We start from the raw sequence: 23542 nt of genomic DNA on the forward strand, positions 1-23542 counted from the left end.
TCAGTGCACCGGCGTCGGCTCTCGACGCACCCGATCGACCTCTAGCACGACGACGACGCCCACCAGGAGCGCCGCAGCGACGACGTACTCCCCCGACGGCAGCAGACCCGCTAGCGCGATCAGCACCGCGCCGGTGAGCACGGCCGCCGACGCCCAGCGCGTCAGCGACGCCCGCAGCAGCACGAACCACGACGCCGCCACCACGATCGCGATCGGCAGCGTCAGGGCGAGGCCGGCGATCTCGGGCGAGATCTCGGTGTGGCCGGTGATCTCGTCGATCTCGACCTCCACGCCGGCCGACACGGCACCGACGGCCGCGAAGATCACGTAGTGCAGGTACCCGAAGCGGAAGGCCGACTTCCTGCCTTCCAGCCGATGCTGCTGCTCGCGCGAGAAGTAGACCCACCAGATGCCGGCGGTGACGACGATGCCCGAGATCGCGAGCGTCACGAGCTCCGGGACGTGCTCCCCCTCGCCGAGTGCGTCGATGATCGCATTCGCCGAGGCGAGCAGGCTCTCGCCGAGCAGCAGGAGCGTGAACAGCCCGTACCGTTCGGCGATGTGGTGCGGGTGCCATGCCGTGCGCCCCGACGCCTCGCCCCACACCGGCACCAGCAGCTCGAGCACGACGAGGACGAAGAACGTCCAGAACTGGGCGACGTCGTCCAGCAGGTAGATGCGGGCGACCCACAGCACCTGCACCACCGTCACCCCGAGAGCCATGCGCAGCGCGGTGCTGCGAGATTCGGGATCGGATGCTGCGGCCCGCAGCCACTGCGCCACCATCGCCAACCGCATGATGACGTAGCCCCACGTCACCACGAGGAAGTCGAACTCCACCATCGCGTCGTGCACGCCCGCCGCGAGTACGAGCACGCCGCCCATCTGGACGATGGTGAGCACGCGGTAGAGCCAGTCGTCGGTGTCGAACGCCGAGGCGAACCACGTGAAGTTCATCCACGCCCACCAGATGGCGAAGAACACCATCAGGTAGGCGAGCACGCCCTGGCCGACGTGGTCCTCGCTGATGAGGTGGTGCAGGTTCTGCGACGCCTGCGACACCGCGACGACGAAGACGAGGTCGAACAGCAGCTCCAGCGGCGTCGACACGCGGTGCGACGCACCGGTATCGCGTGCGGACATCCGGACGAGGCCCATCCGAGCCAGCACATCGGTCATGCGACGATTATGGTTGCCCTGCGTATCGAGGAGGATCATGCGTCGGCTCTGGATCGGGTTCGTGCCGTACATCGCGGTATCGATCGTGCATGTTTCGGCGCTCGCGGTCGGCTCCGACGCCGTCGCCGCGCCCACCAAGCTGGCCCTGATGCCCCTTCTCGGGCTCGCGGTCGTGTGGGGTGCGTGGGGCTCCCGCTGGACGCCCACCCACACTCTGCTGGTCGTCGCGATCGTCCTCTCGTGGCTCGGCGACGGCGCCGGCACTTTCGTCCCGTGGCTGCCGACCGTGCCGATGATGCTGCTCTTCTTCGGCCTCGCGCACCTCTGCTACATCTGGCTGTTCTGGCAGCGGCTCGCCGTGCGCCGCGTCCCCCTCTGGGCCGCCGTGTACGCCGTGTGGTGGGTGGTGCTCCTCGCCGTGCTGTGGCCCCACCTCGGCGGGCTCGCCATCGCGGTGGCGATCTACGGACTGGTGCTCGGCGGTACGGCGTTCGCGGCGTCGCGCTGCCATCCGCTCATCGTGTGGGGCGGGGTGTTCTTCCTCGCGTCGGACTCGGTGCTGGCGTTCCGCCTCTTCACGCCCGACGCCATGCCCGACTGGACGAGCCCGCTCGTCATGCTCACCTACTGCCTCGGCCAGGGGCTCATCGCAGCGGGCGTACTGGTGAGCGTGCGGGCGCGGCAGACGGCGCCGACACCGGCGGTGATCCCCTGATGGATGCTGCGACCCCGGGCAAGTCCGTGCGCGTCGACGCCTGGCTCTGGGCCGTGCGGATCTACAAGACCCGCTCGGCCGCGACGACGGCCTGCCGCGCCGGGCACGTGCGCGTGGGCGGAGAACGGGCGAAGGCGGCGCAGGCGGTGAAGCCCGGGGACGAGGTGCGGGTGCGGATCGACGGGTTCGATCGCATGCTCGTCGTGCGTCAGCCGATCTCGAAGCGCGTCGGCGCCCCCCTTGTCGCCACCGCCATGGAGGATCGCACTCCCCCGCGCGATCCCACGCCGATCATGGCGCAGCGCGACCGAGGCGCAGGCCGCCCCACCAAACGCGAGCGCCGCGAGATCGATCGCCTGCGCGGCCGCGACGATCACTGACGAGCCCATCCGCAGGAACGGTGTCGTCGAGCGCCTGGCGGCGTGTCGTCGCGCGCCGTTGCGCGAGGCACAGCACCAGCATGATCGCGCACGAGATCACGTAGAAGGTGTGCAGCGCCCAGATCGGGCCCGGAGGAAGACTGAACACGTAGAGCGAGTAGACCGCATTCGCCGCGTTGATCATCGCGATGCTCGGCAGGCTGTACGACGAGACATCACGTGTGCGCAGCGCCTTGCCGAGCATCGGCAGGTTGCTGACCGCGAACACGACGGTCGAGGCCGTGCCGGCGATCAGCGGGATGTCCATGGCCATACGGTAGGCGCGGGCGCCCCTGTGCCGCGTCGGCCGAAGAGCGCATCTTCGACGGACGCTGCACGTGGGTAATTCTGTGTAGATTCGGCGCCCTCTCAGACCAGGCCGTTCTCGTACGCGTAGGCCGTGGCAGCCGCTCGGGACGTGATGCCGAGCTTGCCGAAGATGTTGGCGAGGTGGCGCGCGACCGTCTTCTCGCTCAGGGAGAGCCGTTCGCCGATCCCTCGATTGGTGAGGCCGGTCGACACGAGCCGCAACACCTCCAGTTCGCGAGTAGTGAGCGCCCCGGCGCGACGGCTCCCCATCACAGCGGCGAGCTCGGCCAGTGCGGGTTCCGCCCCGAGTGAGAGGAAGACCGCGCGGGCCGCATCGAACTGCACCTGCGCCTCCTCCCCCTTGCCGACGGCGCGCAGAGCGCGTCCCGCGAGAACGCGGGCCCGCGCACCTTCGTATGGCGCGCTGACGGCGTCCCACGCTCGTATCGCGGCGCACGCCGTCTCCAGCGCGTCCGCCATCCGTCCCTCCGCGAGCAGCACCCGCGCGTGCGCGCCCGAGGCGGCGGCATCGAGCAGCGGCGTCGGAACTGCCTTGCGCGCGTCACGCAGCTCCTCGACAGCACGACGAGCAGCTTCGTGATCTCCTGCCGCGATTTCGATCTCGACGACCGCCGGCAGCAGGAAGCGGCGGGTGATCGGGTCGGCGCCCGCCGCGCTTCGTCGGATCTCGTCCTGTGCGCGCCGCGTGCGGCCGAGGGCGAGGTGGAGCAGCGAGAGACCCGGCTGCGGCTCCCATCCTGATTCGCCGGCGCGTCGATACGACTCCTCGGCGGAGTGAAACGCTCCGCGCAGTCGCGACAGCTCCCCGTGCTGGTACGGCGCACCCCAGATCGCTCGGTAGTCACCTGCCCGAAACCGTGCCAGAGCGAGCTCGACCGCGGTGGATGCCTCGGACCAGGCGCCACGGACCAGCAGGAGTCCGGCGTCGATCGCGCAACACTGTCCGCTGAACGCGATGAGCTGGGGCTGTTCGCTGCACCACAGCTTGAGCAGGCCCGTCCAGGCGGTCGCACGCTCGAGATCGAAAGCCAGAACCGCATCGGAGATCGCACCGCAGAGGATGACGCCGGTCGGCAGAGGGGCGACGTCGCCGGCCGCGATCGCGGCCATCGCCTGATCGAGGCATACGAATCCCTCGGCCGCTGCATCGGACTCGACCAGCGACTTGCCCAGCCCGAGTCTGGCGAACGTCGCGAGTTCGCGGTCGCCTTCGTGCTCAGCGATCGCGAGGATCTCCTCGAACGCGTGCACGGCCTCAGCGGTGTTGCCGCTGCCGAGCTGACCGACGGCGGGAGCCATCCGCACGAATCCGGCCAGTGCGCCGGGCTCGGGCATCGCGCCGACGATCCGCATCGCGCGCGCCGCCCAGAGGACGCTGTTGGTGAAGTCCCCCTGTTCGATGAGGTCGAGGGCGAGCCATCCAGCCGAGCGCGCAGCGCCCGCAGTGTCTCCGGCGCTGAGGTGCGCCGAGTAGGCACCAGAAAGCGCGTCGATGCAGGCCCGTGGCTCACCACGGAGGAGCGCAGTGGTCGCCAGGAGCTCCAGATCGGAAGCCGCGAGGCCATCACGCGCTTCCACGCGGGCGAGCAGCTCGCGCGCATCGGCCCAACGCTGCTCGGCCACCGCCGCTCGGCCGGCGTCGAGGTCGCTGGAGGAGATCATGTCGCTCCCACGTCGGTCCGCACACCGGCCTTGCGTCGCGGCCGGATCTTGCGCCACCACGTCACGACGGCGAGGGTCCCTGCGCCGACCGCGGTCGCGATGATCACGATGAGCGGCCAGTTCACCTCGAACCAGTACGCGGTGCGGTGCAGCAGCGAGGCCTCGACAGTCACATCGGTCGTGAACGACGCGAGGTTGCGACTCGCATAGCCCGGATCCCCTGCGGCGTCTTCCACGACGATCGCGGGTCGCAGCTCGAGGCGCAGCTGCTGGTCGACCGGCTCCAGAGCGGTGACCGTCCAGGACCACTCGACGACTCCCTTCGGGCTGAACTCCTGCACGATCCATCCCCCGACCGACTCGGTCGGCTCATCCGCCACGCTCAGCGCATCGCCTACGGCGGTCAGTCTGGCCGCTACGGTGCACTTCACCAGAACTTCCTCGCTCGCCGCGGCCCCGTCGCCGACGTCGATGACCTCGTCGGCCGGCAGCGGCTCGGAACGGACGTCGAGGGCGGCGTTGTAGTTCACCGCGCCGTCCACGGGCACGGAGAGCTCGCTGGGGTAGTCCACCTTCCCCTCGCGCCACTCCTCGACGCCCTCCTCGCATCGTTCCTGGAAGCGCGCGACCGCATCGTCGGGGCCTGCCGGCTCCCCCGGCTCCGACGTCGGCACCGGTGTCGGGGAGCCCGGCCCGACCTGACCGCCCCCTTGTGTGGGCTCCGCCGACGGTTCGGAGCCAGGCTCGCCTCCCCGTCTCCCCCATCGCCGCCGTCCGTCGTCGGCTGCGACGACGGCACGGCGGTCGGCTCCGGTCCCGAGTCGGCGACGTCCGCCGCACATCCGGACAGCAGGAGCACCAAGGTCACGGCGAGCGCCGCGCGACCGCAATCGCCGACGACTCCCGGCTTCGACTTCCTGATACCGGCACCGCCCATGGCACGTCCCGTCCCTCCGCGCCAGGGCCGATGGTGCATCCACGCAGGGTCCGAAGCGCTCCGTCTCCGGCGTCCCGGCCCTGACGTCATGTGAGAGCCTCCGAGCAGCCGCGGAGATACCGCATCCTCGCGACCGGCCGCGATACCGCAGGTGCCGCGGCGCGGCGAGCGCGTGGCTCGCGTCAGGCGTCGAGCAGGTCCAGCAGCCAGCGTACGCCGCGGACGGCGGCTCCGGCATCCATCACCCGCTCGGCGAGCCCACGGTCGCTCGTGACCACCGCCACCACACGGCCCGCGGCGACGGCTCGCTGCGCCGACGCGACGATGGTGTCGTCACCGGATGCCTCGGCCCGCGCCACCTCGACACCCGTGGCACCGTCCACCCCGCGCGCCTGCCCCTCGACGACCGCGGTCCACTCGGGGTACCAGGTCTGCTCGGGCAGCCCCAACGCGGACGCCGGCACACCGTGCACGGCGCGGTCGGCGATCCGCGCGATCAGGCGGGAAGCCGCACCCGGCCGGTCGCGCCACCAGCCGTCGGGCACCGACCCCATGACGTTCGCGATGTCGACGATGACGACCGGCCGCACGCTGAGCAGGCCGCGCAGCTTCTCCCACGAGGCCGCGAAGCCGGGGTGCAGCGGGTACCGGGTGACCTCGTCGACGGGCACCCAGGCGAGCTCGCGGCTCTCGGGGTCGCTGATGGTGGGCTCGAACGGCACCACCACGTCGCCCACGACGGTGGTGTAGCTCCAGTAGCCGAGATCGAAGACGCTGAGCACGCGGGGCTGCACCGCAGCATCCGGCACGCCGGCCTCTTCGGCGGCTTCGCGCAGCGCGCCGTCGCAGGCCGACTCGCCCTCGTGGCGCGCGCCACCGGGCAGTGCCCAGGTGTCCCCGAAGTGGCTCCACGAGACACGGTGCTGCAGCAGCACGCCGCGCTCCGCGTCGACCGCCAGGAGGCCTGCGGCCCCGAACCGGCCCCAGTACCGCTCCCCCGTCGGCGCCACGACCCACGCGTCCCCGGGGTCGCGGGGTCCGTGCGGACGCCGGTGCTCACCGAAGGCGGGAGGCTCGATCGTCACCCAGCCAGCCTGTCACACGAGCGGGCCGCCAACGCCGAATCGGCCCCGCCGCCGTCACCGGGAGACTCGCCACAATGGGGTGCATGGACTACGAACTCGACGACGACCCGGCCCGCATCCAGCGAGATGCCGTGTGGGCGTGGCTTTCGACCGAGGCGTACTGGGGAGGCTGGCGCACCCGCGAGCAGGTCGAGACGCAGCTCGACAACGCCTGGCGGGTGGTCGCCGCCTATCACCGCCCGACCGGCGAGCTGGTGGGCTTCGCGCGCGCCGTCTCGGACGGAGTCGGTTTCGCGTACCTCGCCGATGTCTTCGTCGTCGACGCGCACCGCGGGCACGGACTCGGCAAGCGCCTGATCCGCCTCATGATCGACGACGGCCCCGGCGCCGACATGCGCTGGACGCTGTTCACCGGCGACGCACACGGCCTCTACCGGCAGTTCGGCTTCGCCGAGCCCGACGCGACCGCGATGGTCCGCCCTGCGCTCTACCGTCACGGCGAGCACGCATGAAGGAATGACGGATGCCTCGGCCCGAGGCATCCGCCATTCCGAAGTCCGTCAGCGCTGGCGACGCTCGCGCACGCGCATGTTGATCACGATCGGCGAGCCCTCGAAGCCGTACAGCTCGCGCAGGCGCCGCTGGATGAAGCGGCGATAGCCCGGGTCGAGGAAGCCGGTCGTGAACAGCACGAAGGTCGGCGGGCGGGTCGAAGCCTGCGTGCCGAACAGGATGCGCGGCTGCTTTCCACCACGCAGCGGGTGCGGGTGCTCGGCGATCAGCTCGGTGAGGAACGCGTTGAACTTGCCCGTCGGGATGCGCTGATCCCACGACTCGAGGGCCGTCTCGAGCGCCGGCACGAGCTTGTCGAGGTGGCGGCCGGTGCGGGCCGAGATGTTCACGCGGGGCGCCCACTGGACGTGGGCGAGGTCCTGCTCGATCTCGCGCTCGAGGTAGCGGCGGCGGTCCTGGCCGTCCATGTCGTCGTCGTTGAGGCGGTCCCACTTGTTGTAGGCGATGACGAGCGCACGACCCGACTCGAGGACGAGGTCGATGATGTTGAGGTCCTGCACGCTGATCGGCTGGGTCACGTCGATCACGACGATCGCGACCTCGGCCTTCTCGAGCGCCGCCGACGTGCGCAGCGAGGCGTAGAAGTCGGCGCCCTGCTGCAGGTGCACGCGACGGCGGATGCCGGCGGTGTCGACGAATCGCCACAGCTTGCCGCCGAGTTCGACGACCTCGTCGACGGGGTCGCGCGTGGTGCCGGCGAGCTCGTTGACGACGACGCGCTCCTCGCCCGCGGCCTTGTTGAGCAGCGACGACTTGCCGACGTTCGGGCGGCCGAGGATCGCGACGCGGCGCGGGCCGCCGATCTCGGCCTTGGCCACCGCCGACACGTCGGGCATGACCTTCACGACCTCGTCGAGGAGGTCGGCGACACCGCGACCGTGGATGGCCGAGACCGGCCACGGCTGGTCGAGGCCGAGGTTCCAGAGCGCCGCGGCCTCCGGCTCCTGGCGGGCGTCGTCGATCTTGTTGGCGACCAGGAAGACGGGCTTGTTCGCCTTGCGCAGCAGGCGCACGACGTGCTCGTCGGTGGCGGTCGCGCCGACCATCGCGTCGACGACGAACAGCACGACGTCCGACAGGTCGATCGCGACCTCGGCCTGCGCGGCGACCGAGCGGTCGATGCCACGGGCGTCAGGCTCCCACCCGCCGGTGTCGACGAGCGTGAAGCGGCGGTCCATCCACTCGGCCTTGTACGTGACGCGGTCGCGCGTGACACCGGGGGTGTCCTCGACGACGGCCTCGCGACGGCCGAGGATGCGGTTCACCAGCGCGGACTTGCCGACGTTCGGGCGACCCACGATCGCGACGACCGGAAGCGCCGGCAGGAACTCGATGCCGTCCTCGCCGCGGACGATGCCCGCGAGCAGCGCCGCGTCCTCGTCGTCCAGGTCGTAGTCGTCGAGGCCGACGCGCAGGGCGACGGCCCGCTGCTCGGCGAGCTCGTCGTCGAGGTCCGCGAGGTTCTCGGCGAGGTTGTCGTCGCCGACCTCGAACTCGTCGAAGTCGGGGTTGTCATCAGCGGCCATCTCAGGCTCCTGTCTGCTGTGGGTCGACCGCCGGCGCGCTGAGCGCGGCCTGAATCACGCCGAGCACGGCGTCCACGGTCTGGTCGAAATCGAGAGGGGTCGAGTCGACGACCTCGACGCCGGGTGCGGCGGTGAGGAAGTCGACGACGGCCGAGTCGGAGGCGTCGCGCTGGTGGAGTGCGGCGGCGACGGTCGCGGCATCCTGCGTCGCCAGTTCGGCGCTGCGGCGCGCGGCGCGGATCTCCGGCGCGGCTGTGAGGAGGATGCGCACGGGGGCGTCGGGGGCGACGACCGTCGTGATGTCGCGCCCTTCGACGACGACGCCCGGGCGATCGGAGCGGGCGACGAGCGCGCGGAACAGCGCGTTCACCGACTGCCGCACCGCGGGCACGCGTGCGACACCACTGACGGCGTCCGACACACGGGGCTCGCGGATCGCGTCGGTCACATCGGCCTGCCCCACGCGCACCCAGTAGGCGTCGGGATCGAGCGAGATCGCGTAGTCGAAGTCGCCCGAGACGTCGAGGACGGATGCTGCGTCCGACGTGTCGATGCCGCGCTCGAGGGCGTGCCACGCCAGGGCGCGGTAGGCCGCTCCGGTGTCGAGGTAGCCGTAGCCGAGACGGCGGGCGACCTGCTTCGACACGCTGGACTTGCCGCTTCCAGCGGGGCCGTCGATCGCGACGACGACGGGATCGGGGCCCGGTTTTGTGATCGCGGGGTCAGTCATTGGTGGTGCTCGCTATCTTCCAGCCGCGCGATTCGAGACCGTCGATCGCCCGGCGCACGGCGCTGGGGACGACACTGATCTCGGCGAGGCCGAACTGGGCGCCAGGCGAATGCTCCAGGCGCAGGTCTTCCACGTTCACGTCGAGGTCGCCGAGCTCGCCGAAAAGGCGTCCGAGCTGGCCGGGGGTGTCGTCGACCATCACGACGACCTGCTCGAAGCGGCGGTTCTGGCCGTGCTTGCCGGGCAGGCGCTCGACACCGTCGTTGCCGCGACGGATCGTGTCCGCGACAGCACGGCGCGCACCCGGAGCGTCGGGCTCGCGCAGGGCGTCGGCCACGGCGGTGAGGTCGGCCGCGATCAGGTCGAGCACGTCGACGACGGGTGCCGCGTTCGCGCCGAGGATCTGCACCCAGAGCTCGGGAGCCGATGCCGCGATCCGGGTCGTGTCGCGCACGCCCTGGCCCGCGAGCCGCAGCGAGCCGTCGGGCGCATCGACGAAGCGCCCGGCGAGCAGGCTGGCGACCAGCTGGGGCACGTGCGAGACGAGCGCGACGCCGCGGTCGTGGTCTTCGGGGGTCATCTCGATCGGCGTCGCTCCGAGGTCGAGAGCGAGGCCCTCGACGAGGGCGAGATCCGCCGACGGGGTCTCCTCGTCGCGGCAGACCACCCACGGGCGCCCGACGAAGATGTCGGCGCGGGCGGAGATCGCTCCCCCGCGCTCGCGTCCGGCCAGCGGGTGCGACCCGATGTAGTGCGTGAGGTCCACGCCGCGCTCCCGCAGGGTGCGCAGCGGCTCGAGTTTGACGCTCGCGACGTCCGTCACCACCGCCTGCGGGTGGCGCTCGAGCTCCCGCTGGATCACGTCGGCCGTGACATCGGGCGGCACCGCCACGACGACGAGCGACGGAGCGTCGTCATCGGCCGCACGGCGGCCGGCGCCGTAGTCGATCGCGAGGCGCAGCTGAGAGGGGGACGTGTCGTCCAGCGCGACATCGATCCCGCGCGCGCTGAGCGCGTGGCCGATGCTCGCGCCGAGGAGCCCGGCGCCGACGATGCGCACCGTGCCCTGCACGCGCGGAGCAAGGGAGGTCGCTGTCACTTAGTCCTCCTGTTGACCTGCGGCTTGGCGCGAAAGAGTCAGCAGAGCGCCCCGCTCCACTTTAGTCAACTCCCGGGCGCGCCCGGCTGGCAGCGTTCCCAGGTGGAGCGGCCCGAACTGCCGGCGCACGAGTTCGACGACCGGATACCCGACCTCGGCCATCATGCGGCGCACGATGCGGTTGCGCCCCGAATGGAGCGTGAGCTCGACGAGCGAGCCACCGCCCTCGGTCGAGGACGACAGCAGCCGCGCCTTGTCGGCGGAGATCGGGCCGTCCTCCAGGTCGACGCCGCGCAGGAGCTGCTGGATGGTCTGCGGCGTCGCGCGGCCGTCGACCTTGGCGATGTAGACCTTGGTGACGCCGAACGACGGGTGCGCGAGCACGTGCGCGAGCTCGCCGTCGTTCGTGAGCACGAGCAGGCCGCTGGTCTCAGCATCCAATCGCCCCACGTTGTACAGGCGCTCGTCCCAGTCCTTCGTGAAGCGGCGGAGGTCCGGGCGGCCGCGATCGTCCTTCATCGAGCTCACCACGCCCGTGGGCTTGTTGAGCATGACGTACCGCTTGGACTGGTCGAACTGGACGGCCGTGCCGTCGACGTCGACGAGGTCGTTCTCAGGGTCGACGCGCGAGCCGAGCTCGGTGACCACCGCGCCGTTCACGCGCACGCGCCCCTCGACGATGAGCTGCTCGGCGACGCGCCGCGACGCGACTCCCGCGTTCGCGAGGGCCTTCTGCAGGCGCACCCCTTCGGTCGATTCCGCTCCGCCGGTCATCGACGCACTCCTTCGTCCAGGTTGTCGCCGACTTCGTCCGCGCCGTCCAGCAGCGGCGAGATGTGCGGCAGTTCGTCCAGTGAATTGATGCCCAGGTGCACGAGCAGCGCATCGGTGGTGCCGTAGTTGATCGCGCCGGTCTCGGCATCCGCGAAGAGCTCGGTGATGAGCCCGCGCGCGAGCAGCGTGCGGACGACCGAGTCGACGTTGACGGCACGGATGGACGCGACCTGGCTCCGCGTCACCGGCTGCTTGTAGGCGATGACCGCGAGGGTCTCCAGCGCCGCCTGCGAGAGGCGCGACGGCGCCTGCCCGCCGACGTACTCACTGACGAGGTCGTCGAGCTCCTCGCGCACATAGAGACGCCAGCCGCCGCCGACCTCGCGGAGTTCGAACCCGCGCACAGGACTGCCGGACTTGCCGTCGTAGTCGTCGACGAGGGTCTCGATCGCCTGACGCACCGCGGGCACCGGTGCGCCGACGGCGGCCGCGAGGCTCACAAGACTCTGCGGCTCCTCGACGATCAGCAGGATCGCCTCCAGCCGCCGCGCCACATCGGTCACCGTCACCACGGGCGGGCCCTCGGTCGAAGCATCATCGGTCATAGTCGGCTCCCAGGGTGGCGAGGTTCTCGTCGCTCCAGCGCTGAGCGCTCCAGCGGAGGGTCAGCTCGCCGAGCGGCTCGAGCTGTTCGAAGGACAGGGCGGCGTGGCGGTACAGCTCCAGCACCGAGAGGAACCGGGCGACCACCACACCCGGCTGGCCGACGCCCGCGATGAGCTCGCGGAAGGTCAGCGATCCGGCGTCGCGCAGCAGGGTGACGACGATCGCGGCCTGCTCGCGGATGCTCACCAGCGGCGCGTGAAGGTGGTCGAACCCGATGCGCGGAATCTCCTTCGGCGTCATCGCCAGGAGCGCCAGCGCGGCGAAGTCGTCGGCGCTGAGCGACCACACGAGCTCCGGTACGGCGTTGCGGTACTTCTCGTCGAGGCGCACGGAGCGCGTGTGACGCACCGCCTCACGGCGCAGGCACCGCTCGAACCACGACGACACCTCCTTGAACGCGCGGTACTGGAGCAGTCGCGCGAACAGCAGATCCCGCGCCTCGAGCAGCGCGACCGACTCGGCGTCGACGAGTTCGCCCTGCGGCAGCAGTCCCGCGACCTTCATGTCGAGCAGTGTGGCGGCGACGACGAGGAACTCGGATGCCTCGTCCAGCTCTTCGCCCGGACCCAGCTCGCGGAGGTACGCGATGAACTCGTTGGTCACGAGCGACAGCGACACCTCGGTGATGTCGAGCTCGTGCTTCGAGATCAGGGTGAGCAGGAGGTCGAACGGTCCGTCGAAGTTGGAGAGCGCGACCCGGAACCCCTCCCCGGTCGCGGGGCCTTCCCCGGTCGCTGAGCCTGTCGAGGCGTCAGGCGACGGCGCCACGGGCGACCAGCTCCCGCGCCAGCCGCAGGTAGGCCTGCGCGGCGGCGTGCTCCGGCGCGAACTCGGTGATCGGCATGCCCGAGACGGAGGCATCCGGGAACTTGACGGTGCGGCCGATCACGGTCTCGAGGACGTCGTCGCCGAAGGCGTCGACCACGCGCTCGAGCACCTCGCGCGAGTGGAGCGTGCGCGCGTCGTACATCGTGGCGAGCACGCCATCGAGCGTGATGGTGGGGTTGAGACGGTCGCGCACCTTGTCGATCGTCTCGATGAGCATCGCGACGCCGCGCAGGGCGAAGAACTCGCACTCGAGCGGGATGACGACACCGTGGCTCGCGGTGAGGGCGTTGACCGTCAGGAGGCCCAGCGACGGCTGGCAGTCGATGAGGATCACGTCGTAGTCGCCCGTGAGCTTGCGCAGCGCCCGCGACAGGGTCTGCTCGCGCGCGACCTCGTTGACGAGGTGCACCTCGGCCGCCGAGAGGTCGATGTTCGCCGGGATCACGTCGAGGTTGTCGACGCGCGTGTGCACGATGACCTCGTGCGGGTCGCGCTTGCCGTCGAGCAGCAGGTCGTAGATCGTGGGGATCTCGTGGGTCTGGATGCCGAGACCCGCCGACAGCGCGCCCTGCGGGTCGAAGTCGACCGCGAGCACTTTACGGCCGTAACCGGCGAGGGCGGCCGCGAGATTGATGGTGGTCGTCGTCTTGCCGACGCCGCCCTTCTGGTTGCACAGCGCGATGATGCGGGCGGGGCCGTGGCCGTCGAGCTTCGGCGGGGTGGGGAAGCCCTGATAGGGACGACCGGTGGGACCGATCGGAGTGTCCCCCGTGGCGGCCTTCGTCGCCGCCTGTGCCTTGCCCGCCACCAATGCTCCCGCCTACGTGCTTCGTGTCCACCGATTCTAGTCACGCCGCGCCCCGGAACGCCTGCGGCGCGGCGGGCGGGGCCGCGCAACGGCGCGGCTCGGGCCGCCGTCAGAGCGAGCCGAGCACGTCGAGACGCACCTGCGCGGCGATCGCGATCAGCGCGTAGTCCAGCACCGTGATCAGCGGAGCCCAGGTCAGGAGGGCGGCGCCGAGGCGAGGCATCCCGCCCCACACCCCGTCGCGGAGCGTCCACCCCAGCGTGAACCAGAACAGCGGGATCGTCACGACCCACACCACCATGCACCACGGGCACAGCGAGCCGTACTCGAAGACGCTGCGCCACGCGAGGACGTGGACGAAGGCCACCGCGCCCAACAGGAACAGCGAATAGACGCGCCAGTACCACCGGCGCAGCCCGCCCGGAGCGGCCAGGGCGCTCACGCCGGCGTAGATGGGGCCGAGGAACAGCACGATCCCGATGATCGAGTTGCTGAACCCGAGCAGGTTGCCACCGGGCGACAGAAGGTTGGGGCCGCACGTGACGATCGGGCTCACCTGGCACGAGATGAGCGGTGCCGTTCCCGCGAGCTGCCCGATGTACTCGAGGTAGAGCAGGAACGACACGACCCAGCCGGCGAGCCCCGCGACGATCCAGAACACCGCCAGCGCCGTCGGCGGGCAGGCTGCGGGACGGACGGATGCCTCGACCTCGGGTACTTCAGAGGCCGCAGGCGCGGCGACGTCGGTCATGCGGCCATTCTCCGCCCCGGGGCATCAGGCCCGCACGGCTTTCGGCCGTGCAAAATCGCTGTCCAGGTGCGGATTCGTCGGAACCGGCGCCCGACGTCAGCGGGCGCGCGGATGCGACGTGGCGTACACGTCGCGGAGCGCATCGACCGACACGTAGGTGTAGATCTGAGTCGTCGCGACGGAGGCGTGACCCAGCAGCTCCTGGACGACGCGGACGTCGGCGCCGCCCTGCAGGAGGTGGGTCGCGAACGAGTGCCGCAGGGTGTGGGGCGACACGTGCGCGGTGAGGTGGGCGCGTTCGGCTGCCGACTGGATGATCAGCCACGCGCTCTGCCGTGACAGCGGCGCTCCGCGCGCGCCGAGGAAGAGCTTCGGCGTCGAACGCCCGCGGTGGGAGAGCTCGGGCCGCGCGCGGGTCAGGTAGGCGTCGACGGCCGCGCGCGCGTACGAACCCACCGGCACGATGCGCTCCTTCGATCCCTTGCCCCGCACGCGGAGCACGTCGCCGTGCGCCGCATCGTCGACGTCGAGCTGCACGATCTCCGACACGCGCGCACCGGTGGCGTACAGCAGCTCGAGCAGCGCGCGGTCGCGCATGCCGAGCAGATCGCCCGCCGCTGCTCCCCCGCTGCCGGACGCGTCGGCCTCGGTCGCCGGCGCGGGCCCCGAGGCATCCAACAGGCTCTCCACCTGCTCGATCGTGAGCGCCTTGGGCAGCCGTCGCGGCTGCTTCGGCGGGCGCAGATTCGACGACGGGTCGGCCGGCTCGATCCCCTCACGGGCGAGGAAGCGATGGAACCCCCGCACCGAGGACTGCAGCCGCGCCAGCGACGATGCGGCCATGGGCGGCCGGGCGGCGGCGCGGTCGGCGATGAAGCTCGCCAGAGTCACCGAGGTGACCGCGGCGGTCTCGTCGATGTGCTGTTCGCGCAGCCAGTCGGCGTAGCCGGCGAGGTCGCGCCGGTATGCCGCGACGGTGTTCTCCGACAGGCCGCGCTCGATCGCGACGTGGCGCAGGTACGAGTCCATCGCTCGAGCGATCTGCATGTCAGGCGCCTCCTGTCACGAGCGTCTCACGTCCGGCCGGCCGGCCGGCGAACTCCGGAGGGTTTGTCAGGCTCCCTCGGCGTCGGCCCGGCGGAGATACTCGGCCGCGGCGAGCAGGCCCACCGCGAGGATGCCGTTGCGCAGCCGCCCCGCGAGGATCCCCGCGACGGCGTCGGCGAGTGGCAGCCACTCGAGGCGGATGTCGGCCTCCTCGTCCTCCCGCACGTGCACCTCCCTCGCGGGGGTGAGCCCGCGAGCGAGGAACAGGTGGACGATCTCGTCGTTCCCGCCGGGCGTGGTGAAGATGCTCACCAGCGGCTCCCACGACGAGGCGACGAGGTCGACCTCCTCGGCGAGCTCGCGTCGGGCGGTCTCGAGCGGCGTCTCGCCGGCCATGTCGAGCAGGCCGGCCGGGATCTCCCAGTCGCGGTGGCGGATCGGGTGCCGGTACTGCTGGATCAGCAGTACCCGCCCCTCGTCGTCCACCGCCACGACCGCGGCCGCGCCGGGATGATCGACGTACTGGCGCACGATCTGCCCGTCGCCGTACGCCACGGTGTCGCTGCGCACGTCCCACACCCGGCCCTCGTAGACCAGGTCGCTGTCGAGGATGGTGGCGTCGACCGGCTCGTCGGCGAGGAGTTCCTCCGCCACGTCAGTCGTTCTCGACCTCGAACAGCTCGCTCGAGCGGTGCCGCTCGAGCGCCGCGCCGACGAGACCGCGGAACAGCGGGTTGGCGTTCGTCGGACGCGAGCGCAGCTCAGGGTGCGCCTGCGTCGCGATGTAGTACGGGTGCACATCGCGCGGCAGCTCGACGTACTCGACGAGGTTCAGGTCGGGGTTGATGCCCGAGAAGATGAGACCGGCCTCGGCGATCTGGTCGCGGTAGCGGTTGTTCACCTCGTAGCGGTGGCGGTGGCGCTCCGACGCGCGCTCCGCGCCGTACACCTCGGCCGCGATCGAGCCCTCCGCGAGGTCGGCCGGGTACAGGCCGAGACGCATCGTGCCGCCCAGGTCGCCGTGGTCGAGGATGTCGACCTGCTCCTCCATGGTGGCGATGACGGGATGCTGCGTGTCGGGGTCGAATTCGCTCGACGAGGCATCCTCGATGCCGGCGACATGACGGGCGTACTCGATGACGATGCACTGCAGACCGAGGCAGATGCCGAGCGTCGGGATGCCCTGCTCGCGCGCGAACTTGAGTGCCCCGATCTTGCCCTCGATGCCGCGGATGCCGAAGCCCCCGGGGATCACGATGCCGTCGAGCGGACCGAGCGCCTTGGCGGCACCCTCGGGCGTCTCGCACTCGTCCGAGGGGATCCAGCGGATGTTGACGTGCGTCTCCTGCGCGAACCCGCCCGCCTTGAGCGCCTCGGTGACCGAGAGGTAGGCGTCGGGCAGGTCGATGTACTTGCCGACCAGGCCGATGGTGACCTCGTGCTTGGGGTTGTGCACGGCGTTCAGCACGCGCTGCCAGCGCGACCAGTCGACGTCGGCGGCCTTCGACAGGCCGAGCGCACGGACGATGTACTCGTCGAGGCCCTGCTCATTGAGCATCGACGGGATGTCGTAGATGCTCGGCACGTCGACCGCGTTCACGACCGCGCCCTCGTCGACGTCGCACATGAGCGCGATCTTGCGCTTGTTCGCCTCGGTGACGGGGCGGTCGCTGCGCAGCACCAGCGCGTCGGGCTGGATGCCGATCGAGCGCAGTGTCGCGACGGAGTGCTGAGTGGGCTTGGTCTTCTGCTCCCCCGACGCGCCCATGAACGGCACGAGCGAGACGTGCACGAAGAAGACGTTGTTGCGGCCGAGCTCGTGGCGGATCTGGCGCGCCGACTCGATGAACGGCTGCGACTCGATGTCGCCGACCGTGCCGCCGATCTCGGTGATGATCACGTCGGGCTTGGGCGTCTCGTCGGCCTGAAGGCGCATGCGGCGCTTGATCTCGTCGGTGATGTGCGGGATCACCTGCACGGTGTCGCCGAGGTACTCGCCGCGGCGCTCCTTCGCGATCACCTGCGAGTAGATCTGGCCGGTGGTCACGTTGGCCGCCTGGCTCAGCTCGATGTCGAGGAAGCGCTCGTAGTGCCCGATGTCGAGGTCGGTCTCGGCGCCGTCGTCGGTCACGAAGACCTCGCCGTGCTGGAACGGGTTCATCGTGCCCGGATCGACGTTCAAATACGGGTCGAGCTTCTGCATCACGACACGCAGTCCGCGGGCAGTCAGGAGATTTCCAAGGCTGGCCGCGGTGAGACCCTTGCCCAACGAGGAAACGACACCACCGGTCACGAAGATGTGCTTGGTGGTGTCGTTCGAAGTGTCGCCGCGGAAAGAATCAGAAGTCTGCATCACGGGCTTTTATCCTATCAGGCAGTGTTTCGGTGAGCTTCGCAGAAGCTGAGGACACGCGGGCGCGGGCACCGCGCTCAGTCGACTTCGGTGCGAAGGCTGAGCAACTCGCGAGCGTGGGTGAGGGCGGCGTCCGAGTCGGGCATGCCCGACAGCAGACGGGCCATCTCGGCCTCACGGTCGGCGCCGTCCAGGCGACGGACATCGGATGCCGTGACCGAGCCGTCGTTCGCCTTGACGACCGTCAGATGGTTGGCCGCGAATGCCGCCACCTGCGCGAGGTGGGTGACCGCGATCACCTGCGACGACTCCGACAGGCGCGCGAGGCGCCGGCCGACCTCGATGGCGGCGGCGCCGCCGATGCCCGCATCGACCTCGTCGAAAACGAATGTCGGGACGGGGTCGACGGCGGCGATGACGACCTCGATCGCGAGCATGACGCGGCTGAGCTCACCGCCGCTCGCGCCGCGCGAGACGGCCCGCGGCTCGGCGCCCGGGTGCGGCGCCAGCAGGATGGCGACGTCGTCGCGCCCCGACGCGGACTCGGTGCCCGTCGTGACGGCGACCTCGAGGCGCGCGTCCGGCATCGCGAGCGCGCGCAGCTCTGTGCTCACGGCGGCACCCAGCCGCGCGGCTGCCTCGGTCCGCGCCGCGGTGAGCACGGCAGCGGTCTCGTCGAGGACGGATGCCGCGGCATCCCGCTCCGCCGTCAGCCGGTCGATGCGATCAGAGTCGTCGTCGAGCTCGGCGAGGCGAGAGGAGCCGGTGTCGAGGAGCTCGATGGCGGCGTCGAGGGTGCCGTGCGCGCGGACCAGGCCGGCGAGTACAGCACGGCGCTCCTCCACTGCGGCGAGCTCGTGCGGACCGGACTCGTCGAGATCCGCGAGGTAGCCCGCGAGGGCGGCGGCGATGTCGGCGACCCGGTAGCCGACGTCGGCGAGCTGCCCGCCGAGCTCTGCCAGCACGGGGTCGTGCACACGCTCGAGGGCGCGACGCGCCTCGGCGAGCAGCGCCCCGGCATCGGGTTCGTCACCCTCGCCGGAGAGCCCGTCGTGCGCGGTCGCGGCGGCGAGCCGGAGCTCCTCGGCGTTCGCCAGGCGCTCGGCGCGCGTCGCCAGCTCGGCTTCCTCGCCGGATTCGGGCGCGGCCTGCTCGATCTCGGCGAGCTGGTTCCGCAGGTCTTCGGCCTCGCGCGCCCGCGCGTCGCGGTCGTCGGTGAGCTCCGACAGCTCGCGGTCGATCGCACGCCAGTGCTCGAACGCCCGGCGGTACGCGTCGCGTGAAGTGTGGACGGTCTCGCCGCCGAAGCGGTCCAGCGCGTCACGCTGTGCGGCCGCGGATCGCAAGCGCAGCTGATCGGACTGCCCGTGCACGACGACGAGCTCGTCGGCGAGGTCGGCGAGCACTCCGGCCGGTGCGGCGCGGCCGCCGACGGACGCCCGGCCACGGCCCTCGCTCGAGATCGACCGCCCGATGTACAGCTCGGCACGACCCCCGCCGATGGGCTCGACATCGCCACCTGCCTCGCGCACGCGCGCGGCGACCGATCCGTCCTCGGGGACGATCCACACGCCGTCTACCGTGGCCTGGGCGGCGCCCGCGCGCACGGCGCCGGAGTCGGCGCGCTGGCCGAGCAGCAAGCCGAGTCCCGTCACGACCATCGTCTTGCCGGCACCGGTCTCACCGGTGATCGCCGTGAAGCCCGCACCGATCGGCAGCGTCGCCTCGGCGATCACGCCGAGGTCGCGCAGGCGCATCTCTTCGATCACGGGGCGACCTCGCTGCCGACCACGTCGATATCGACGTCGGCGGCGATCGAGGCAGCGTTCGCCGGCTTCTGGGTCGGCAAGACGCCCGTGATGGCGGCCGGACCGCGCCAGCCCTCGACGGGGAGGCGGAACTTGCGCACGAGACGGTCGGTGAACTGGGCGGGGTGCAGGCGGGCGAGACGCACCGGGCGATCGGATCGCCGCACCACGACGCGCGCGCCCGGAGGCAGGTCGTGCGACCGGCGCCCGTCGCACCACAGGATGCCGGTGCCGTTGGTGCGCTCGAGCACCTCGATGGCCACGGAGTGCTCGGGGCCGACCACGAGGGGCTTGGCGAAGAGAGCGTGGGCCGACAGCGGCACCACGGCGATCGCCTCGACGGTCGGCCAGATCACCGGCCCGCCCGCAGAGAAGTTGTAGGCGGTCGACCCGGTGGGCGTCGAGACGACCATGCCGTCGCAGCCGAACGTCGACAGCGGCCGGCCGTCGATCTCGACGACGACCTCGAGCAGGCGCTCACGGCTCGCCTTCTCGACGGTCGCTTCGTTGAGCGCCCACGTCTCGTAGATGACGGAGTCGCCGGTGTCTTTCACCCGCACCTGGAGCGCCATACGGTCCTCGACCTCGTACTCGCGCGCGATGACGCGGCGGACGGCTTCATCCATGTCGTCGCGCTCGATCTCGGCGAGGAAGCCGACGTGGCCCATGTTGATGCCGAGGACCGGCGCACTGCCGTCGCGGACGAGTTCGGCGGCCCGCAGAATCGTTCCGTCGCCACCGAGGACGATCGCGAGCTCGATCTCGGTCACCGGCACATCGATGCCCAGCACCGCGACGTCGGCCAGCGTCGGGCCTGCCTGCACGAGGTCTTCGCCGTCGCCGTCGTCGAGGGCGAGGACGGGACGGGCGCCGGCGGCGCGCAGCGCGGCGACGACCCGCTCTGCGGCAGCCACCGTGTCGGCGCGGTGGGCGTGCGCCACCACGAGGATGCTGCGCTGGGCCTCGGTGTCGGCGTCGTTCATCGGCTCCCCGCCAGTCGGTTCACAGTGCTCAACCATTCTGTCGGATTGCTCCCCCGCCCCGGCGCGAGGTGCGCGATGAACTCGGAATTGCCGTGGGTCCCCGCGATCGGGGAGGAGACGAACCCGCACGTGCCGAGGCCCGCGTCCCACGCCGCCCACAGCACGCGCGCGACCGCGTCGGCGCGCAGCACGGGGTTGGTCACGAGGCCTCCCTTGACCGCCGTGCGTCCGACTTCGAACTGCGGCTTGATCAGGAGCACCAGATCGGCATCGGATGCTGCGACCGCCCGCGCCGCAGAAAGAACATGGGTGAGCGAGATGAAGGACAGGTCGCCGGTGATCACTGAGGGCGCCTCGGAGACGCCGCTCGCCTCGGCGAGCGAGTCGGGGGTCATGTAGCGGACGTTGAACCCTTCGACCGCGACCACGCCGGGATCGGCGGCGACGGATGCCGCGAGCTGCCCGTGACCGACATCCACGGCGATCACCGGCGCGGCGCCGCGCTCGCGCAGCACCTGGGTGAAGCCGCCGGTGGATGCGCCCATGTCGAGCGCGACGCGGCCACGGACATCGACCTCGAAGGAGTCGAGGCCGGCGATGAGCTTGTGCGCCGCACGGCTGACGTAGTGATCGGAAACCGCCACCTCGATCAGGCTCTCGTCGGCGACGGGAGCCGAGGCCTTCACCACGGGCCTGCCGTCGACCGTCACGAGCCCTTCGACGATGAGCGTCGCGGCGTGGGTGCGTGAGCGCGCGAGACCCCGGGCGGCGAGAGCGGCGTCGAGGCGGCTCGTCATGACGGGGTGCCGGGGGTCGCCTCGAGGCGACGGGCGAGCGTGTCGTGCAGCGTGTCGTACGCCTCGGCACGCGTGGCCAGCGGCTGCGCCTCGATCACCTCGAGGGTCGACAGCAGATCGCCGTGCTCGTCCTGATGCGCGTCGACTGGATCCATGCCCCCCAGAATACGGGGGTCGCCCGACAGTCCCCGCTTTTCCGCGGCGAGGATCAGGGGCGGTGGAACGGATCCGCGTAGAGGCGCTCGGGCACGCGGAAGCCGAAGATCGCGCGTCCGGTCGACCAGATCGCCGCCGCACCCGCGCGGACGAGGTCGACTGGCGCGCCCTCGCTCAGGATCCGGATGTCGGCGCCGTCGATCGCGACACGAGCGTCTCGCACCGTGGCGACTCCGTCCTTCACCTGCACTTCGGGGTACGGCTCGTGGAGCTCGCGGAGGTCCCCCAGGATGTACGTCGGACGCGAGTTCTCGGGCGCCGCCAGCACGTGCTTCGGACGATCCACGCCCGTGAGCACCAGGGCGGACGGGATGCCGGCACGGTTGGCGCCGAGGATGTCGGTATCGAGACGGTCACCCAGGAACAACGGATGCTGCGCCTCGAACCGCGCGACGGCCTCCTCGAAGATCGGCACCTCGGGCTTGCCGGCGACGGTCGCGAGCCGGCCGACGGCGGTGTGCACCGCAGAGACCAGCGTGCCGTTGCCGGGCGCGATGCCACGGGACTGCGGGATCGTCCAGTCCGTGTTCGTCGCCACCCACGGGATGCCGCCGTCTTCCTCGGGCGTCTTGAGGGCGAACGCCGCCTCAGCCAGCTGAGTCCAGCCGACCTCGGGCGCGAACCCCTGTACGACGGCCGATGGCCCGTCGTCGGCGCTGCGCGTCACGACGAACCCGGCCTTCTCGACCTCGACGACGAGGCCATCGCCTCCGACGACGAGGACCGTGGAGCCGGGGGCGATCTTCTCCGCGAGCAGCCGCATCGCGGCCTGCGGGCTGGTGACGACGTCACGCGGCGTCGTCGCGAGCCCGAGCTCGCTCAGATGCGCCGCGACCGAGGCATCCGTGCGCGCAGCATTGTTCGTGATGTACGCGAGTGAGCGACCGTCTCGGGCACGGTTGAGGCTGTCGACCGCGTGCGGCAGGGCGCCGGCACCGGCATAGACGACTCCGTCGAGGTCGGCCAGCACGACGTCGACGCCGTCCAGCGGGGCGGGCGTCGCAGCCCGCCGCCCGAACAGCGCCATCAGCGGTCGGCCTCGGCGTCGCCGGGTGCGTCCTCGACCCCCGCCTCCACGAGGATCTCGGCGACCTCGTCGGCGACCGAGATCTCCTCCTGCGCCGTGGCGGCGGACTCGGGCTCATCGACGGAGTCGGACTCGGACTCGGACTCGGGCTCGGGCTCGGTCTCGGCCGCGTCCTCGGACTCGTCCTCAACCTCGTCCTCGAGCTCCTCTTCGATGACCTCCTCGACGAAGACGGTCTCAAGGTCGCCCAGACCGGATGCCGCGTCGATCGCGTCTGCCGCGATCACCGCACGACGCTGCCACTGCGCGGCCTCGTCCGTGCGGCCGAGCTCCTCGAGCACCGCGGCGCGGGCGGCGAACAGCCCGGGGCTCCACTCGAACGCGCGATCGGGATCGAGTTCGGGGATGTCGAGTTCCTGCAGCGCACGCTCAGGCTCGCCGAGGTCGAGACGGGCGCCCGACATCGCGATCGCCAGCTCGACGCGCACCGGCGTCTCGAGCGTGGCGCGGTCGACGGCGCGACCGACCTCGAGCGCGCGATCGGCACGTCCGACGCCGCGCTCGCTGTCGACCATCAGGGCGATCTGGTCGTCGCGACCCGAGATCCGCCGGTAGGTGCGCAGTTCGCGCAGGGCGAGCGCGAAGTCACCGGTCGCATAGGCGGTGATGGCGAGCGTCTCGCGGACCACGGCGATGCGGCCGGCGCGCCGGGATGCCGAGAGTGCGTGCTGGTGCGCCAGCGCCGGGTCCTCGTCGATCAGGTGCGACGCCATCACGAGGTGACGCGCGACCTCCTCGGCGTTCTCCTTGCTGAGGGTCTTCAGTTCGTTGCGTGCAGCCGGCGGCAGGTCGCGGCCGGTGACATCCTCGGGGATCACCGGGTCGTCGTGTCGAGCGCGGACGGCACGGATCTCGCCCTCGCGGACGGCGCGGTCGGGGCGGTTCGCTCCCCCGCGCGTCGGGCGCGCAGAGCGCTCGTACGGACGGTCGCCGTCGCGCTTCTCGTACGGCTTCCGGTCACCATCACGCTTCGCGTAGGGACGGTCGCCGTCGCGCTTCTCGTACGGCTTCCGGTCACCATCACGCTTCGCGTAGGGACGGTCGCCGTCGCGCTTCTCGTAGGGACGGTCGCCATCGCGCTTCGCGTACGGCTTGTGGTCGCCGTCGCGCTTCGCGTACGGCTTGTGGTCGCCGTCGCGCTTCGCGTACGGCTTGTGGTCGCCGTCGCG

The 23542-nt window shown here is 71.0% G+C and carries 24 protein-coding genes and 1 pseudogene; 3 read left to right on the forward strand and 22 right to left on the reverse strand.

What is annotated here, in order from left to right; genetic code table 11:
- Positions 1–1179, reverse strand: a complete 1179-nt coding sequence (locus tag ACFC1K_RS16245) for a low temperature requirement protein A (RefSeq protein ID WP_375872384.1) — start codon at positions 1177–1179, stop codon at positions 1–3.
- A 37-nt stretch (positions 1180–1216) separates the two neighbouring features.
- On the opposite strand from ACFC1K_RS16245, the gene ACFC1K_RS16250 reads away from it, so the two are divergent.
- Complete coding sequence (locus ACFC1K_RS16250) at positions 1217–1894, forward strand: lysoplasmalogenase (RefSeq protein ID WP_310290129.1); 678 nt, start codon at positions 1217–1219, stop codon at positions 1892–1894.
- Entirely contained in the window at positions 1894–2274 is a 381-nt protein-coding gene (locus ACFC1K_RS16255) for an RNA-binding S4 domain-containing protein (RefSeq protein ID WP_375872385.1), read from the forward strand. The genes ACFC1K_RS16250 and ACFC1K_RS16255 overlap by 1 nt, the downstream gene beginning before the upstream one ends.
- Here ACFC1K_RS16255 and ACFC1K_RS16260 read toward each other — a convergent pair.
- The 4 genes from ACFC1K_RS16260 to ACFC1K_RS16275 all read right to left on the reverse strand — a co-directional run bounded on the left by ACFC1K_RS16260 (position 2186) and on the right by ACFC1K_RS16275 (position 6327).
- The gene (locus tag ACFC1K_RS16260; RefSeq protein WP_375872386.1) at positions 2186–2581 is read right to left on the reverse strand and encodes a hypothetical protein; all 396 of its coding nucleotides are present in this window, start codon (positions 2579–2581) and stop codon (positions 2186–2188) included. The genes ACFC1K_RS16255 and ACFC1K_RS16260 overlap by 89 nt on opposite strands.
- Positions 2582–2682: 101 nt before the next feature.
- On the reverse strand, positions 2683–4305 hold the full coding sequence (locus ACFC1K_RS16265) for a LuxR C-terminal-related transcriptional regulator (RefSeq protein WP_375872387.1): 1623 nt from the start codon (positions 4303–4305) through the stop codon (positions 2683–2685).
- A complete protein-coding gene (locus tag ACFC1K_RS16270; protein ID WP_375872388.1) occupies positions 4302–4979 on the reverse strand; it encodes a hypothetical protein in 678 nt (225 codons plus the stop codon). Before ACFC1K_RS16270 ends, ACFC1K_RS16265 begins: the two co-directional genes overlap by 4 nt.
- 445 nt (positions 4980–5424) lie before the next feature.
- Positions 5425–6327, reverse strand: a complete 903-nt coding sequence (locus ACFC1K_RS16275; RefSeq protein WP_375872389.1) for an NUDIX domain-containing protein — start codon at positions 6325–6327, stop codon at positions 5425–5427.
- A gap of 83 nt (positions 6328–6410) precedes the next feature.
- Here ACFC1K_RS16275 and ACFC1K_RS16280 point away from each other — a divergent pair, with 83 nt between their 5' ends.
- Positions 6411–6839: a GNAT family N-acetyltransferase gene (locus tag ACFC1K_RS16280; protein WP_310290121.1), complete on the forward strand. Its 429-nt coding sequence runs from the start codon at positions 6411–6413 to the stop codon at positions 6837–6839.
- Positions 6840–6887: 48 nt separating this feature from the next.
- Here the strand turns inward: ACFC1K_RS16280 and der are convergent, their stop codons facing one another.
- From der to ACFC1K_RS16365, 17 genes and pseudogenes are all read right to left on the reverse strand, one after another.
- On the reverse strand, positions 6888–8426 hold the full coding sequence (gene der / locus ACFC1K_RS16285; protein ID WP_310290120.1) for a ribosome biogenesis GTPase Der: 1539 nt from the start codon (positions 8424–8426) through the stop codon (positions 6888–6890).
- A gap of 1 nt (position 8427) precedes the next feature.
- Entirely contained in the window at positions 8428–9156 is a 729-nt protein-coding gene (cmk, locus tag ACFC1K_RS16290) for a (d)CMP kinase (RefSeq protein ID WP_375872390.1), read from the reverse strand.
- Positions 9149–10255: a prephenate dehydrogenase gene (locus ACFC1K_RS16295; protein WP_045299136.1), complete on the reverse strand. Its 1107-nt coding sequence runs from the start codon at positions 10253–10255 to the stop codon at positions 9149–9151. Before ACFC1K_RS16295 ends, cmk begins: the two co-directional genes overlap by 8 nt.
- The gene (locus ACFC1K_RS16300) at positions 10256–11029 is read right to left on the reverse strand and encodes a pseudouridine synthase (protein WP_375872391.1); all 774 of its coding nucleotides are present in this window, start codon (positions 11027–11029) and stop codon (positions 10256–10258) included.
- Positions 11026–11634, reverse strand: a complete 609-nt coding sequence (gene scpB / locus ACFC1K_RS16305) for an SMC-Scp complex subunit ScpB (RefSeq protein ID WP_375872392.1) — start codon at positions 11632–11634, stop codon at positions 11026–11028. Before scpB ends, ACFC1K_RS16300 begins: the two co-directional genes overlap by 4 nt.
- Positions 11624–12463: a segregation and condensation protein A gene (locus ACFC1K_RS16310; RefSeq protein ID WP_375872393.1), complete on the reverse strand. Its 840-nt coding sequence runs from the start codon at positions 12461–12463 to the stop codon at positions 11624–11626. Before ACFC1K_RS16310 ends, scpB begins: the two co-directional genes overlap by 11 nt.
- Positions 12447–13331, reverse strand: coding sequence for a ParA family protein (locus tag ACFC1K_RS16315; protein ID WP_375872394.1), 885 nt, complete (start codon positions 13329–13331; stop codon positions 12447–12449). Before ACFC1K_RS16315 ends, ACFC1K_RS16310 begins: the two co-directional genes overlap by 17 nt.
- A gap of 109 nt (positions 13332–13440) precedes the next feature.
- Positions 13441–14082, reverse strand: a complete 642-nt coding sequence (locus ACFC1K_RS16320; RefSeq protein ID WP_375872395.1) for a vitamin K epoxide reductase family protein — start codon at positions 14080–14082, stop codon at positions 13441–13443.
- Positions 14083–14178: 96 nt separating this feature from the next.
- Positions 14179–15129 carry a site-specific tyrosine recombinase XerD gene (gene xerD / locus ACFC1K_RS16325; RefSeq protein WP_375872396.1) on the reverse strand — a complete coding sequence of 317 codons (951 nt, stop codon included), beginning with the start codon at positions 15127–15129 and terminating at the stop codon, positions 14179–14181.
- 66 nt (positions 15130–15195) lie between these two features.
- Complete coding sequence (locus tag ACFC1K_RS16330; protein ID WP_375872397.1) at positions 15196–15783, reverse strand: NUDIX domain-containing protein; 588 nt, start codon at positions 15781–15783, stop codon at positions 15196–15198.
- A gap of 1 nt (position 15784) precedes the next feature.
- Entirely contained in the window at positions 15785–17482 is a 1698-nt protein-coding gene (locus ACFC1K_RS16335) for a CTP synthase (protein ID WP_375872421.1), read from the reverse strand.
- Between the two features lie 77 nt (positions 17483–17559).
- Positions 17560–19251, reverse strand: a complete 1692-nt coding sequence (recN, locus tag ACFC1K_RS16340; RefSeq protein ID WP_375872398.1) for a DNA repair protein RecN — start codon at positions 19249–19251, stop codon at positions 17560–17562.
- Positions 19248–20273, reverse strand: a complete 1026-nt coding sequence (locus ACFC1K_RS16345; RefSeq protein ID WP_310290097.1) for an NAD kinase — start codon at positions 20271–20273, stop codon at positions 19248–19250. The genes recN and ACFC1K_RS16345 overlap by 4 nt, the downstream gene beginning before the upstream one ends.
- Complete coding sequence (locus ACFC1K_RS16350; RefSeq protein ID WP_375872399.1) at positions 20270–21070, reverse strand: TlyA family RNA methyltransferase; 801 nt, start codon at positions 21068–21070, stop codon at positions 20270–20272. Before ACFC1K_RS16350 ends, ACFC1K_RS16345 begins: the two co-directional genes overlap by 4 nt.
- Entirely contained in the window at positions 21067–21225 is a 159-nt protein-coding gene (locus ACFC1K_RS16355; protein WP_310290093.1) for a hypothetical protein, read from the reverse strand. Before ACFC1K_RS16355 ends, ACFC1K_RS16350 begins: the two co-directional genes overlap by 4 nt.
- 53 nt (positions 21226–21278) lie before the next feature.
- Positions 21279–22313, reverse strand: a complete 1035-nt coding sequence (locus ACFC1K_RS16360) for an HAD-IIA family hydrolase (protein ID WP_375872400.1) — start codon at positions 22311–22313, stop codon at positions 21279–21281.
- A pseudogene (locus tag ACFC1K_RS16365) lies at positions 22313–23542 on the reverse strand (primosomal protein); the annotation flags it as partial. The gene ACFC1K_RS16360 and the pseudogene ACFC1K_RS16365, both read right to left, overlap by 1 nt.

The organism is Microbacterium sp. NPDC056057 (genome assembly GCF_042266945.1).
In the GTDB taxonomy this organism is placed as follows: domain Bacteria; phylum Actinomycetota; class Actinomycetes; order Actinomycetales; family Microbacteriaceae; genus Microbacterium; species Microbacterium trichothecenolyticum_C.